Annotated in this window: 12 protein-coding genes and 1 pseudogene; 6 read left to right on the top strand and 7 right to left on the bottom strand. The window is 73.1% G+C overall.

The genetic code is table 11. The features are described 5' to 3' along the window. Positions 1–57 precede the first annotated feature (57 nt). From fabI to QC029_RS15480, 4 genes are all read right to left on the bottom strand, one after another. On the bottom strand, positions 58–837 hold the full coding sequence (gene fabI, locus QC029_RS15465; protein ID WP_279556236.1) for an enoyl-ACP reductase FabI: 780 nt from the start codon (positions 835–837) through the stop codon (positions 58–60). 5 nt (positions 838–842) lie between these two features. Next, a complete protein-coding gene (gene fabG, locus QC029_RS15470) occupies positions 843–1,547 on the bottom strand; it encodes a 3-oxoacyl-[acyl-carrier-protein] reductase (protein WP_279556237.1) in 705 nt (234 codons plus the stop codon). Between the two features lie 306 nt (positions 1,548–1,853). Next, positions 1,854–2,105: a hypothetical protein gene (locus QC029_RS15475; RefSeq protein WP_279556238.1), complete on the bottom strand. Its 252-nt coding sequence runs from the start codon at positions 2,103–2,105 to the stop codon at positions 1,854–1,856. 97 nt (positions 2,106–2,202) lie between these two features. Then, the gene (locus QC029_RS15480; protein WP_279556239.1) at positions 2,203–2,733 is read right to left on the bottom strand and encodes a DUF1648 domain-containing protein; all 531 of its coding nucleotides are present in this window, start codon (positions 2,731–2,733) and stop codon (positions 2,203–2,205) included. 150 nt (positions 2,734–2,883) lie between these two features. Between QC029_RS15480 and QC029_RS15485 the strand changes: the two genes are divergently transcribed. From QC029_RS15485 to tyrS, 3 genes are all read left to right on the top strand, one after another. Continuing rightward, positions 2,884–4,404: a TldD/PmbA family protein gene (locus QC029_RS15485; RefSeq protein ID WP_279556240.1), complete on the top strand. Its 1,521-nt coding sequence runs from the start codon at positions 2,884–2,886 to the stop codon at positions 4,402–4,404. Positions 4,405–4,406: 2 nt separating this feature from the next. Continuing rightward, the gene (locus QC029_RS15490) at positions 4,407–5,837 is read left to right on the top strand and encodes a metallopeptidase TldD-related protein (protein ID WP_279556283.1); all 1,431 of its coding nucleotides are present in this window, start codon (positions 4,407–4,409) and stop codon (positions 5,835–5,837) included. A gap of 106 nt (positions 5,838–5,943) precedes the next feature. Beyond that, positions 5,944–7,353, top strand: a complete 1,410-nt coding sequence (tyrS, locus tag QC029_RS15495; protein WP_279556241.1) for a tyrosine--tRNA ligase — start codon at positions 5,944–5,946, stop codon at positions 7,351–7,353. Between the two features lie 123 nt (positions 7,354–7,476). Here the strand turns inward: tyrS and QC029_RS15500 are convergent, their stop codons facing one another. Beyond that, the gene (locus QC029_RS15500; RefSeq protein ID WP_279556242.1) at positions 7,477–7,755 is read right to left on the bottom strand and encodes a GlsB/YeaQ/YmgE family stress response membrane protein; all 279 of its coding nucleotides are present in this window, start codon (positions 7,753–7,755) and stop codon (positions 7,477–7,479) included. 219 nt (positions 7,756–7,974) lie between these two features. Between QC029_RS15500 and QC029_RS15505 the strand changes: the two are divergent. Continuing rightward, positions 7,975–8,256: pseudogene (locus tag QC029_RS15505) on the top strand (DUF3099 domain-containing protein); the annotation flags it as partial. Between the two features lie 427 nt (positions 8,257–8,683). Then, positions 8,684–8,947, top strand: coding sequence for a hypothetical protein (locus QC029_RS15510; RefSeq protein ID WP_279556243.1), 264 nt, complete (start codon positions 8,684–8,686; stop codon positions 8,945–8,947). Here QC029_RS15510 and moaA read toward each other — a convergent pair. Next, positions 8,930–9,919, bottom strand: coding sequence for a GTP 3',8-cyclase MoaA (gene moaA / locus QC029_RS15515; RefSeq protein WP_279556244.1), 990 nt, complete (start codon positions 9,917–9,919; stop codon positions 8,930–8,932). The two genes, QC029_RS15510 and moaA, sit on opposite strands and share 18 nt — an antisense overlap. Positions 9,920–10,159: 240 nt before the next feature. Here moaA and QC029_RS15520 point away from each other — a divergent pair, with 240 nt between their 5' ends. Continuing rightward, positions 10,160–11,689, top strand: a complete 1,530-nt coding sequence (locus tag QC029_RS15520; RefSeq protein ID WP_279556245.1) for a S8 family serine peptidase — start codon at positions 10,160–10,162, stop codon at positions 11,687–11,689. A gap of 28 nt (positions 11,690–11,717) precedes the next feature. Here the strand turns inward: QC029_RS15520 and QC029_RS15525 are convergent, their stop codons facing one another. Next, positions 11,718–12,701 carry a sterol desaturase family protein gene (locus QC029_RS15525; RefSeq protein ID WP_279556246.1) on the bottom strand — a complete coding sequence of 328 codons (984 nt, stop codon included), beginning with the start codon at positions 12,699–12,701 and terminating at the stop codon, positions 11,718–11,720. Between the last annotated feature and the right edge of the window lie 81 nt (positions 12,702–12,782).

A 12,782-nucleotide genomic window follows, 5' to 3' on the forward strand; every position in this document is an offset into this window, starting at 1 on the left:
GCCCCCGGTCCCGCGACGGGACCGGGGGCGGCTCGTGCGTTCGGGCGGCGGTGCGCGCTACGCGCCCATCATGTGGACGCCGCCGTCCACGTGCACGATCTCGCCCGTGGTCTTCGGGAACCAGTCCGAGAGCAGGGCGACCACGCCGCGCGCGGCGGGCTCGGGGTCGCTGAGGTCCCAGCCGATCGGGGCGCGGGTGTTCCACACGTCCGCCAGCTCCTCGAAGCCCGGGATGGACTTGGCGGCCATGGACTTGATGGGCCCGGCCGACACCAGGTTGCAGCGGATGTTCTTGTGGCCCAGGTCGCGGGCGAGGTAGCGGGAGGTGGACTCCAGGGCGGCCTTGGCCACGCCCATCCAGTCGTACTTGGGCCAGGCCACCTGCGCGTCGAAGTCCATGCCGACGACCGAGCCGCCGCGCTGCTCCAGCAGCGGCATCAGGGCCATGGTCAGGGACTTCAGGGAGTACGCCGAGACCTCGACCGCCGTGGCGACCGACTCCCAGCCGGTGTTGAGGAAGTTGCCGCCGAGCGCGTCCTGCGGCGCAAAGCCGATGGAGTGCACGACGCCGTCCAGCCCGATGCCGTCGCCGAGGTGCTCGGAGACCTTGCCGGCCAGGGTGTCCAGGTGCTCCTTGTTCTGCACGTCCAGCTCGATCACCGGGGCCTCCTTGGGAAGCCGCCTGGCGATGCGCTGCACCAGCGTCAGCCGCCCGAAACCGGTGAGGACGACCTCGGCGCCCTCCTCCTGGGCCAGCCTGGCGACGTGGAAGGCGATCGAGGAGTCGGTGAGCACCCCGGTGACGAGGATGCGCTTTCCGGCGAGAAGTCCGCTCATGACGTTCAGTGACCCATGCCCAATCCGCCGTCCACGGGAATGACGGCTCCGGTGATGTACGCGGCCTCCTCCGAGGCCAGGAAGCGCACCGAGGAGGCGATCTCCTCGGGCCGGGCGTAGCGGCCCAGCGGGACCTGGCCGACGATGTTCGCACGCTGCTCGTCGGTGAGCGCGCGCGTCATGTCGGTGTCCACGAAGCCCGGCGCGACCACGTTGCAGGTGATGTTGCGGGAGCCCAGCTCCCGGGCGATCGAGCGGGCGAAGCCGACCAGGCCGGCCTTGGACGCGGCGTAGTTGGCCTGCCCCGCCGAGCCCAGCAGGCCGACGACGGAGGAGATCAGCACGATGCGGCCCCTGCGGGCGCGGAGCATGCCCCTGGTGGCGCGCTTGACGACCCGGAAGGTGCCGGTGAGGTTGGTCTCCAGGACGGAGGTGAAGTCCTCCTCGGACATCCGCAGGAGCAACTGGTCCCGGGTGACACCGGCGTTGGCGACCAGGACCTCGACCGGGCCCTGCCTCTCCTCGATCTCCTTGTAGGCCTGCTCCACCTGCTCGGGGACGGTGATGTCGCACCTGACGGCGCAGAAGCCCTCCGGCGGCTCACCCGACCGGTAGGTGACGGCGACCTTGTCGCCCGCGTCGGCGAACGCCCGGGCGATGGCCAGGCCGATGCCGCGGTTGCCTCCGGTGACGAGAACCGAGCGGCTCAAGGGAACACCCTCTTCCGTAGGGAGCAGGTACTCCTCAAGAAACTATCGTCCGGCTCTCCGCGCCGGGGAACGGGTCCCCGACAGGGGCTCTGCCGGGGTCCTGTGGGATCCCTACAGAAAGCCGCCCGGGCACGCCGGCGCCGCCCCCGTGCGCCGGAGATCGTACGAGAATCCGAAGGTCACACGGCGTTCCGGGGCGCCGTGCCGGGGCGCGCACGGGCGAGGCGGGGCGGGGCGGGGCGGGGGCACGAGGGGCACGAGGGGCACGAGGGTGCGGACCGCCGGCGGGCGGGGCGCCGTCCCCGGTCAGCTCTCCGGGGACGGCGGCGGTCCGGTGACGGCGGGGCCGGTGCCCCGGCCGCGGTCCTGCTCCCCGCCCTCGTCCCCCTCGCCCTCGTCGCCGGGGCGCTCGTCGCCGGGGCGCTCGTCGCCGGGGCGCTCGCCCTCGGCCCGGTCCTCCCCCTCGGGGCGCCGCGTCTCCTTCGCCCTCTCCCCGCCGCTCCTCATCTCGGACGGATCGTGTTCCCTGCCGTCGTAGGGGCCGGAGTAGTCGCTCATGTCCGCATCTCCTTGATCTCCTCCGCGCTGGTCCCGGTGCGGGAGCCCGGGGCGCCGCGAGTACCCGGCGCCGCGCGGGAACACACCGGCGGCCGGGTCACTTCCGCCGCTCGCGGCGGTCCCGGACGGCCGCGGCGAGGACGGGCACCAGTCCGAGGACGACCGGGGCGAGCACCGCGGCGAGCAGCCATGAGGGCACGTGCGGGTCCGGCTCGGTGCGCCACATCACCGCGCAGGTCACGGCGATCGACAGGCCGACGCAGAAGCCGAGCTGGAGCGTGGCCCTGGCCGTCCGCAGCGCCGAGGCACGGGTGGAGGGGCGGTTGACCAGGGAGGAGGCCCGCTCCCCGGGGGCGAGCTCGTCCGCGGGGCGCACGCGCAGCGCCGCCACCGCGGCGGCGGCCGTCATCACGACGGTCCCGGCGTGGACGAAGACGGGGACGAAGACCGCGCCGACGGACCTGTCCGCCCAGGCGTCGACCCCGCCGGGGCCGATGTGCCGCGGCACCCTCTCCGGCAGGTGCGGGTACACCGCGGCGCCCCAGACCGCCAGCCCCACCAGGACGGCGAGCTGCGGCAGCAGCCACACCCACGGGAAGCCCGGCCGGCCCCCGTCGTCGTTCCCCATGCGTCCCTCCCCGGTGGTTCCCTCTCCGCTTCCCCTGCCCCCGCGCCGGGCAGGGTAGACCGGGCCCCGGCCGGGGCCCTCGTTTATCGGCCGCGTCCGGCGGGCGGGTCGTGGTTCACTGCGGTCATGCATCGACAAGGAGGAGCGCCCGTGGTGCACGAGATCGATGAGTCCTTCCTCGCGCTGCCGCTGCGCGCGCTCGCCGACGCGGCGCTCGCGCGGGCCCGGGCCCTGGGGGCCGAGCACGCCGACTTCCGTTTCGAGCGGATCCGCAGCGCCTCCTGGCGGCTGCGCGACGCGAAGCCGGCCGGGTCCTCGGACGTCACCGACGCCGGGTACGCGGTGCGGGTGGTGCACGGCGGGGCGTGGGGCTTCGCCTCGGGAGTGGACCTGACGATGGACGCCGCCGCGAAGGTGGCGGGCCGGGCCGTGGAGATGGCGAAGCTGTCGGCGAAGGTCATCGAGGCGGCCGGTTCCGACGAGCGGGTGGAGCTGGCGGACGAGCCGGTGCACGGCGAGCGGACGTGGGTCTCGTCGTACGAGGTCGACCCGTTCGACGTGCCGGACGCCGAGAAGACGGCGCTGCTGGCGGACTGGAGCAGGCGGCTGCTGGCCGCCGAGGGAGTCTCGCACGCGGACGCCTCGCTGCTGACCGTCCGGGAGAACAAGTTCTACGCGGACACCGCCGGCACGGTCACCACCCAGCAGCGCGTCCGCCTGCACCCGGAGCTGACGGCCGTGTCCGTCGCCGACTCCGGCGACTTCGACTCGATGCGGACCCTGGCGCCCCCGGCCGGACGCGGCTGGGAGTACACGACCGGCACCGGCTGGGACTGGGACGCGGAGCTGGCGCGCATCCCGGAGCTGCTGGCCGAGAAGATGCGCGCCCCCGGCGTCGAGGCGGGCACGTACGACCTGGTGGTCGACCCCTCCAACCTGTGGCTGACGATCCACGAGTCGATCGGCCACGCCACCGAGCTGGACCGGGCGCTGGGCTACGAGGCGGCGTACGCGGGCACCTCCTTCGCCACCCTCGACAAGCTCGGCACGCTGCGGTACGGCTCGCCGGTCATGAACGTCACCGGCGACCGCACCGCCGAGCACGGGCTGGCCACGATCGGCTACGACGACGAGGGCGTCGAGGCGCAGTCCTGGGACCTGGTGAAGGACGGGATCCTGGTCGGCTACCAGCTCGACCGGCGGATCGCGAAGCTGACCGGCCTCGGCCGCTCCAACGGCTGCGCCTACGCCGACTCCCCCTCCCACGTCCCCGTGCAGCGCATGGCGAACGTCTCGCTGCGGCCGGACCCGGACGGGCCGGACACCGAGGAGCTGATCTCCCGCGTGGAGCGGGGGATCTACGTGGTCGGCGACCGCTCGTGGTCGATCGACATGCAGCGCCACAACTTCCAGTTCACCGGGCAGCGCTTCTTCCGGATCGAGAACGGACGGCTCGCCGGGCAGTTGCGCGACGTGGCCTACCAGGCGACCACCACCGACTTCTGGGGGTCGATGGAGGCCGTCGGCGGGCCGCGGACGTACGTGCTCGGCGGCGCGTTCAACTGCGGCAAGGCCCAGCCGGGCCAGGTCGCCTCCGTCTCGCACGGCTGCCCCTCCGCGCTCTTCCGCGGCGTCAACATCCTCAACACCGCCCAGGAGGCCGGCCGATGACCATGTTCTCCGCGTTCTCCGCGTCCCCCGCGTCCTCCGCGTCCCCCGCTCCCCACGAGGTCGTCGAGCGCGCCCTGGCGCTGTCGCGGGCCGACGGCTGCGTGGTCATCGCCGACGAGGAGTCCACCGCCAACCTGCGGTGGGCGGGCAACGCGCTGACCACCAACGGCGTCACCCGCGGCCGCACCCTCACCGTCGTCGCGACCGTCGACGGCGCCGAGGGGACGGCGTCGGGGGTGGTCTCCCGCTCGGCCGTCACCGACGACGACATCGAGCCGCTGGTGCGGGCCGCGGAGGAGGCGGCGCGGGCCGCCGGTCCGGCCGAGGACGCGCGGCCGCTGGTGGAGGGCGTGCCCGCCTCCCCCGACTTCGCCGAGGCGCCGGCCGAGACCTCCTCGTCGGTGTTCGCCGCCTTCGCCCCGGCGCTGGGCGAGTCCTTCGCGCGGGCCCGTTCCGAGGGCCGCGAGCTGTACGGCTTCGCCCACCACCAGGTGGTCTCCACCTATCTGGGCACCTCCACCGGGCTGCGGCTCCGCCACGACCAGCCCACCGGCACCCTCGAGGTCAACGCCAAGTCCCACGACCGCACCCGGTCGGCGTGGGCCGGGCGGGCGACCCGCGACTTCGCCGACGTCGACCCGCAGGCGCTGGACGCCGAGCTGGCGCGGCGGCTGGAGTGGGCCGAGCGGCAGGTGGAGCTGGAGGCCGGGCGGTACGAGACGCTGCTGCCGCCCAGCGCCGTGGCCGACCTGCTGATCTACCAGATGTGGTCGTCGGCGGGGCGCGACGCCGCCGAGGGGCGCACGGTGTTCAGCAGGCCCGGCGGCGGCACCCGGATCGGCGAGCGGCTGTCGCGGCTGCCGCTGAGGCTCTACAGCGATCCGGCCGCCCCCGGCCTGGAGTCGGCGCCGTTCGTGATCGCCCACTCCTCCGGCGACGACGCCTCGGTCTTCGACAACGGGCTGCCGCTGCCCGCCACCGACTGGGTGCGCGACGGCGAGCTGCGCCGTCTGCTGACCACCCGGCACTCCGCGGAGCTGACGGGCCTGCCGGTGGCGCCCGGGATCGACAACCTGATCCTGGAGGGGGGCGGCACCGCCACGCTGGAGGAGATGGTCGCCGGCGCCGGGCACGACGGCCCGGCCCTGCTGCTGACCTGCCTGTGGTACATCCGCGAGGTCGATCCCGCGACGCTGCTGCTGACCGGGCTGACCCGCGACGGCGTCTACCTGGTGGAGAACGGCGAGGTCACGGGCGCGGTGAACAACTTCCGCTTCAACGAGTCGCCGGTCGACCTGCTGTCGAGGGCCACCGAGGCGGGGCGGACCGAGCGCACGCTGCCGCGCGAGTGGTCGGACTGGTTCACGCGGGCGGCGATGCCTCCCCTGCGCGTGCCGGACTTCAACATGAGCTCCGTCAGCCGGGGGGTGTGAGCGCAATAGACTCTCACCGGGACCGGCACCGGCCGCGCACCCGCGCGGCCGCCCGTACCGGCGTCCGCACCCGTCCATCCATCCGACTCGATCACCGGGAACGAACGTGACACGCCTCGGCGACTCCGTGCAGCGTGCCGGCGAACTGCTGGCACAGGACCTCTCCTCCGACGAGACCGTCGAGCGGCTGCTCGCGGAGACGGGCGCGCGCCGTTATCTCGACCTGACCGACCTGTCCGCCGAGGAGCAGGCCGGGCTGATCGCCGGGCGGGCGGTGGACGTGCTGCCGTCGGTGGAGGGGCTGGCCGAGCGGATCGGCGCCGCCCGGGAGGCCGGGCGCGGTCTCAACGTCAAGCTGGGCATCGACCCGACGGCGGCGGACGTGCACCTGGGCCACACGGTGCCGATGATCGTCCTGAGCCGCTTCCAGCGGATGGGCCACGACGTCACGCTGATCATCGGCGACATCACGGCCAGGATCGGCGACCCCTCGGGCCGCTCCTCGGAGCGCCCGCCGCTGACGGACGAGGACATCGCGCGGAACCTGGCGGGCTACCGGGACCAGGTGAAACCGTTCTTCGACTTCGAGCGGGTGCGCTTCCGGCACAACAGCGAGTGGCTGGCCGGGATCGCCCTGCCGAAGCTGATCGGCATCCTGGCCCAGGTCCCGGCCTCGTCCCTGCTCCAGCGCGAGGACTTCCGCAGCCGGCTCTCGGCCGGGCACGGGCTGACCATGTCGGAGCTGATCTACCCGGTGGCCATGGCCATCGACTCCGCCGAGATCGACGCCGACATCGAGCTGGGCGGTGTGGACCAGCTGCTGAACATGCAGATGGGCCGGAAGGTGATGGAGATCTACGGCAAGAAGCCGCAGATGATCGCCACCATGCCGCTGATCGAGGGCACGGACGGCTCGGGCGCGAAGATGTCGAAGTCCAAGGGCAACTACATCGCCCTGAACGCCTCCGCCGACGACGTCTTCGGCAAGATCATGTCGATTCCGGACCGGCTGATGGTGCCGTACCTGCGGGCCTGGACGGAGTGGACCGACGCCGAGATCGACCGGGTCACCGCCCGGATCGAGGAGGGCTCGCTGCACCCGATGGACCTGAAGAAGGTCCTGGCCGGCGAGGTCGTCGCCGCCATCCACGGCGTGAAGGCGGCGATGGCGGCCCGTGCGGGCTTCACCGCGCAGTTCTCGAGGAAGTCCTTCTCCGACGTGGAGAGCCTGCCGGTGGTGGACGCGGCCGAGCACGGGGAGAAGGGCGTCGCCGCGATCCTGGCGACCGTCCTGGAGTTCACCCCGAGCGCCTCGGCCGCCCGGCGCGTCGCCAAGCAGAACGGGCTGCGGCTGATGGTCGAGACGGACGGCGGCCAGAAGGCCGTCGTGCTGTCGGAGGCCGACGCGCTGCGCCCGCTGGGCGAGGTCGTCCCGGAGAAGCTGGCCCAGGCGGGTGCCTCCGGCGCGGTCTACCTCAAGGCGGGGCGCAAGGTCGCCGAGGTCCGGGGGCTCTGACCGGGCGCCCGGTGGACGCCACCGGGCCGCCGGCGTACGCGACAGGGGCCGGCGCACGGTGTGTGCGCCGGCCCCTGCGGCCTTCCTCCGCGGCGTGACGGTTGCGCCGTCCTGCGGGACCCGTCAGGCGGTCCGCCTGCTGCCGCCCCTGACCTTGGCGTACAGGGGGGTGCCCAGCGCGACGATCAGGACGGCTCCGGCAAGCTGGAGCAGGTGCCGGATCCAGTCGATGCCCGCGGTGTCACCCACGCCGATCCCGCTGGCCACAGCGTTTCCGATGACGCTGCCGATGATTCCGAAGATGGCGGTCAGCCACAGGGGAATGTTCTGCCTGCCGGGAAGGATGGCGCGGGCCAGCACACCCAGGACCAGACCCACGATGATCGCCCACAACCAGCTCATGTCGCCTCCTCGTGCGGCGCGCGCTGTGCGCTGCGCTTTCGGTTCGTGCGGTGGGACACCGCCGCCGTACGGCCGTTGGACCGTACGGGTGGGGGCGTCCCTGGCGCATCGAGTGCCCTCTACCCCGCGTCGTATGCGGCGGAGTCTGGGCGTAGTGTGGAAAAGGCCGGGAACCACAGGGAAAGCCCCGGGTACCGGCCTTACGAGCGGGTGGTGAGTGTGAGGCGCAGGCAGCGCGGTCCCGAGGTCTTCCGGATCACCGGAGCCCGGCAGGGCCTCGCGGAGGACGTCCGGGGCCGGGAACGGCGCTATGTGATCTCGATGCTGGTGCGCACCGCGGCGGTCCTGCTGACCGTCGTGCTGTGGAACGTGCAGCGTCCACTGGCCGTGGCCGCGCTGGTGCTCGGCGCGGCCCTGCCGTACGTGGCGGTGGTGATCGCCAACGCGGGACGGGAGAACGCGCCCGGTCTCCCCGACTCCTTCGTCCCCGCACCGTCGCGGCAGGCACTGGGCCCGGCGGCGGACGACGAGGAGCACGCGCCCGGGCCCCGGGTGCGCACGATACGGCAGGGGCCGTGGGAGCCGGACGGACCGGAACCGGTACCGGAACCCGGGCGGGAGCCGGGCCGCGAACGGGAACCGGGCCATGAGCGGGACCCGGGCCGTGAGCAGGAACCGGGCCACCGGGAGGAGCACCGGCATCCGGACCCCGGACAGGAACCGAGCCGCTCGGGGCCCGAGCGGCGGGGCTGAACCGCCCCGGCGGGAAGCTCAGGAAAACCTCAGATCAATCATGCCGTTCCGGTGCCCCGGCGATGGGTGCACGTGCCATACTGCGTACACGCTCCGCATCCCCCGTCGGAGCGACAGACCGACGCCGGGCGGCTCCCCCCGTGGCTGCCCGGCGTCGCCGTGTTTGGATGGGACCGTGACCGATCCCGTGACCGACACCGCCGTTCCCGTCTGCTCCGCCAAGGGCTGCCGCGAGGCCGCCGTGTGGGTGCTGGCCTGGAACAACCCGAAGCTGCACACCCCGGAGCGCCGCAAGACCTGGCTGGCCTGCGAGGAGCACCGCGAGCACCTGTCGCAGTTCCTGGGGGTGCGGGGGTTCCTGAAGGACGTGGTGACCCTCGCCGAGTGGGAGGGCCGGGAGAGCGGGGAGGACCGGGAGGGGTCAGCCGCCGATCGCTGACATGGGACGGGCAGGCTGGAGGAAGGACGGGTCGTCCAGCCCGGAGCCGGCCTTCTTGCCCCACATCGCCGCCTTCCACAGCCGGGCGATCTCCGCGTCGTCCGCGCCCGCCCGCAGCGCGCCGCGCAGGTCCGACTCCTCGCGGGCGAACAGGCAGGTGCGGACCTGGCCGTCGGCCGTCAGCCGGGTGCGGTCGCAGCTCCGGCAGAAGGGCCGGGTGACGGAGGCGATCACGCCGACGCGGTGCGGGCCGCCGTCGACCGTCCAGCGCTCGGCGGGCGCCGAGCCCCGGCTGTCCTCCCCCTCGGGCGAGAGGGAGAAGCGGGTGCGCAGGGAGGCGAGGACGTCGCCCGCGGTGATCATGCCCTCGCGCCGCCAGCCGTGCTGGGCGTCGAGCGGCATCTGCTCGATGAAGCGCAGCTCGTAGCCGTGCTCGACGGCCCAGGCGAGGAGGTCGGGGGCCTCGGTGTCGTTGAGTCCGGGCATCAGCACGGCGTTGACCTTGACCGGCGTGAGTCCCGCCTCGCGGGCGGCGGCCAGACCGGCCAGGACGTCGGCGTGGCGCCTGCGGCGGGTCATCCGGTGGAAGACCTCGGGGTCGAGGGTGTCGAGGGAGACGTTGACCCGGTCCAGCCCGGCCGCGCGCAGCGCGGCGGCGGTGCGCTCCAGGCCGATGCCGTTGGTGGTCAGCGACAGCCTCGGCCGCGGCTCCAGGGCGGCGCAGCGCTCGACGATGCCCACCAGTCCGGGGCGCAGCAGCGGTTCGCCGCCGGTGAAGCGGACCTCCTCCACGCCGAGCAGGGTCACGGCGATCCGCACGAGGCGGACGATCTCGTCGTCCGTGAGCAGCTCGGGCTTGGAGAGCCACTGGAGGCCCTCCTCCGGCATGCAGTAGGTGCACCGCAGATTGCACCGGTCGGTGAGCGACACGCGCAGATCGGTGGCGACCCGGCCGTAGGTGTCCAGCAGCATGCCGACAGCACCCTCCCGCGGTTGGACGTCTGCCTCGCAGCGTACGCGACGCCCGTGACATCCGGTGGGCCGCCGGCCGGGAACGGGGGGAACGGGGGGCCTGCCGCGGTCCGGACAGTTCGACCATTGCCGCTTCCCCCTTGTGAGCGATAGCTTCCGTCGTCATACATCCGTACGGTCAGGTCCGATAACCGAACGGAAAGTTGCGGACCCCTGCGTTCACACAGACACGGAGAACCCATGGCATCGAGACCCTCCAGCCGACGCCGCGCCATCGCGGTGCCGGTCGGGTTGGCACTGACCGCGTCCCTGGCCCTGCTGCCGGGCGCCGGCACGGCGCTGGCCCAGGAAGCCGGCGCCCCGGCGGCCGTCACGGCGGCCGCCGACGGCGAGCAGCTGTCGTACGTGGTCAACACCTCCTCCAGCCCCGGCACGGTCAAGCGGGTGAAGAGGGAGATAGCCAGGGCGGGCGGCACGGTCGTCGTCACGCACGAGAAGATCGGTGTGATCGTCGTCCACTCGGCGAACCCCGACTTCGCGGAGCGGATGCGCGAGGTGCGCGGCGTGCACTCCGCCGGCGCCACCCGCACCGCACCGCTCAAGGCCGCGGGCACGACCGAGGTCGGCGCCCCGCAGTACGTGGCGGAGGAGGCCCGCACCGGCGCGGCCACCGCCGCCGCCGAGGGCGAGCCGATGGAGGCCGACCTGTGGGGCCTGCGCGCCATCCGCGCGGACGAGGCCGCCAAGGTGAACCCGGGCAGCGACAAGGTCACCGTCGCGGTCGTCGACACCGGCGTGGACGACACCCACCCGGACCTGGCCCCGAACTTCTCGGCGGGCCAGTCGGCGAACTGCGTCGGCGGCGTCGCCGACACCAGCGAGGGCGCCTGGCGCCCGTACACCGCCGGCGACTACCACGGCACGCACGTCGCGGGCTCCATCGCCGCGGCGCGCAACGGCATCGGTGTGGCGGGCGTCGCGCCGGGCGTGAAGGTCTCCTCCATCAAGGTGAGCGAGCCCGACACCAGCCTCTTCTACCCGGAGGCCGTGATCTGCGCGTTCGTCTTCGCGGCCGACAAGGGCGTGGAGATCACCAACAACAGCTACTACGTCGACCCGTACCTGTACAACTGCAAGGACGACGCCGACCAGGGCGCGGTCGTGGAGGCGATCGGCCGGGCCGCGCGCTACGCCGAGCGCAGGGGCACGCTGCACATCGCCTCGGCGGGCAACTCCAACCACGACCTCGCCTCCGACGCGATCCTCGACGACTCCAGCCCGAACGACACCGTCCCGGTCGAGCGCACCGTCGACCCGTCGGAGTGCCTGGACCTGCCCACCCAGCTGCCGGGCGTGGTGACGGTGACGGCCACGGGCGTGCAGGACCTGAAGTCGTACTACTCCAGCTACGGCCACCGGGTCGCCGACGTCGCGGCCCCGGGCGGCGACCGGTACCAGATCCCGGACACCCCGTCGAAGAACGGCCGGATCCTGTCGACCATGCCCAACGACTCCTACGCCTTCCTGCAGGGCACCTCGATGGCCAGCCCGCACGTCGCGGGCGTGGCGGCGCTGCTCAAGAGCGAGCACCCCTGGGCGAGCCCGGCGATGATCCAGCTCATGCTGAAGGCGCAGGCGGACAACCCCGGTTGCCCGGAGACCTACGACCCGGACGGCAACGGCGTCGAGGACTCCACCTGCGAGGGCGGCGAGCGCGTCAACGGCTTCTACGGCCACGGCATCGTCGACGCCCTGGACGCCGTCAAGTAGCGCCTGCGGAAGCGCTCCTGGCCGCCCGTCAGGGAGCGGCGGACACGGAGGGGCCGGGCCCGGCGGGCCCGGCCCCTTCCGCCGTCCGCGCCGCGCCCGGGGCCGGCACGGGGGCCGGGGCCGGCACGGGGGCCGCGGGGACGGGTTCCGGGGCCTGCGGCTGCCAGCCGGGCCCGCGGAAGAGGCGCCCGGCGGCCTCGCGCCAGCCGCGCGCCGCCCGCAGGTCGCGGGCGATGGCGGCGTACTCGTGGGTGGCCACGCGCAGCGGGTTGTAGGTCTCGATGTTCTTGGTGAGCCCGTACACGCACGGCTCGGTCTCGGGCGCGAAGGAGCCGAAGAGCCGGTCCCACACGATGAGGATCCCGCCGAAGTTCCGGTCCAGGTAGCTCCCCTGGGAGGCGTGGTGGACCCGGTGGTGCGAGGGCGTGTTGAAGACGGCCTCGACCGGCCGGGGCAGCCTGCCGATGCGCTCGGTGTGGATCCAGAACTGGTAGACCAGGTTGACCGAGTGGCAGAAGGCGAGCGCGGCCGGGTGCACGCCGCAGGCGATCAGCGGCACGTAGAACGGCCATCCGGTCAGGGACGTCCAGGGCTGGCGCAGCGCCGTGGTGAGGTTGAACTTCCGGCTGGAGTGGTGCACCACGTGGCAGGCCCACAGGATGCGGATGACGTGGTGGCCGCGGTGGGACCAGTAGTAGAAGAAGTCCTGGGCGAGGAGCATCGGCAGCAGCGTCCACCACTCGACGGGGATCCGCAGCGGGGTCAGCCCGTAGACCGCCGAGTAGACCGCCACGATGGGGATCTTCCACAGGGCGTCGAAGAAGAGGCTGCCCAGGCCCATGGAGAGGCTGGTGGCGGCGTCCTTCCCCTCATATCCGGCGGTGGACCCCGCGGCGGGGCGGTCGGGCTCCTCGGGGCGCAGGCGGTAGCTGACCATCTCCAGGACCGTCAGCAGCAGGAAGGCGGGGACGGACCACAGCACGACATCGGGGAGGTTCGGCACGCTCGGCATGCGTGCACCGTAGAGCCGCCCCGGGCCCGCGGCCAGAGCCCGTTACCGGCAAGTATGTGAGATGAGCCGTCAGCAGGCTGG

The sequence above is a fragment of the Streptomyces sp. DH37 genome (assembly GCF_029813835.1).
GTDB lineage: Bacteria > Actinomycetota > Actinomycetes > Streptomycetales > Streptomycetaceae > Streptomyces.

Excerpts from the sequence above, each read along its gene's own strand:
- fabI (WP_279556236.1), bottom strand. The coding sequence starts at position 837 with ATGAGCGGACTTCTCGCCGGAAAGCGCATCCTCGTCACCGGGGTGCTC.
- QC029_RS15475 (WP_279556238.1), bottom strand. The coding sequence starts at position 2,105 with ATGAGCGACTACTCCGGCCCCTACGACGGCAGGGAACACGATCCGTCC.
- QC029_RS15480 (WP_279556239.1), bottom strand. The coding sequence starts at position 2,733 with ATGGGGAACGACGACGGGGGCCGGCCGGGCTTCCCGTGGGTGTGGCTG.
- QC029_RS15490 (WP_279556283.1), top strand. The coding sequence starts at position 4,407 with ATGTTCTCCGCGTTCTCCGCGTCCCCCGCGTCCTCCGCGTCCCCCGCT.
- QC029_RS15500 (WP_279556242.1), bottom strand. The coding sequence starts at position 7,755 with ATGAGCTGGTTGTGGGCGATCATCGTGGGTCTGGTCCTGGGTGTGCTG.
- moaA (WP_279556244.1), bottom strand. The coding sequence starts at position 9,919 with ATGCTGCTGGACACCTACGGCCGGGTCGCCACCGATCTGCGCGTGTCG.
- QC029_RS15520 (WP_279556245.1), top strand. The coding sequence starts at position 10,160 with ATGGCATCGAGACCCTCCAGCCGACGCCGCGCCATCGCGGTGCCGGTC.
- QC029_RS15525 (WP_279556246.1), bottom strand. The coding sequence starts at position 12,701 with ATGCCGAGCGTGCCGAACCTCCCCGATGTCGTGCTGTGGTCCGTCCCC.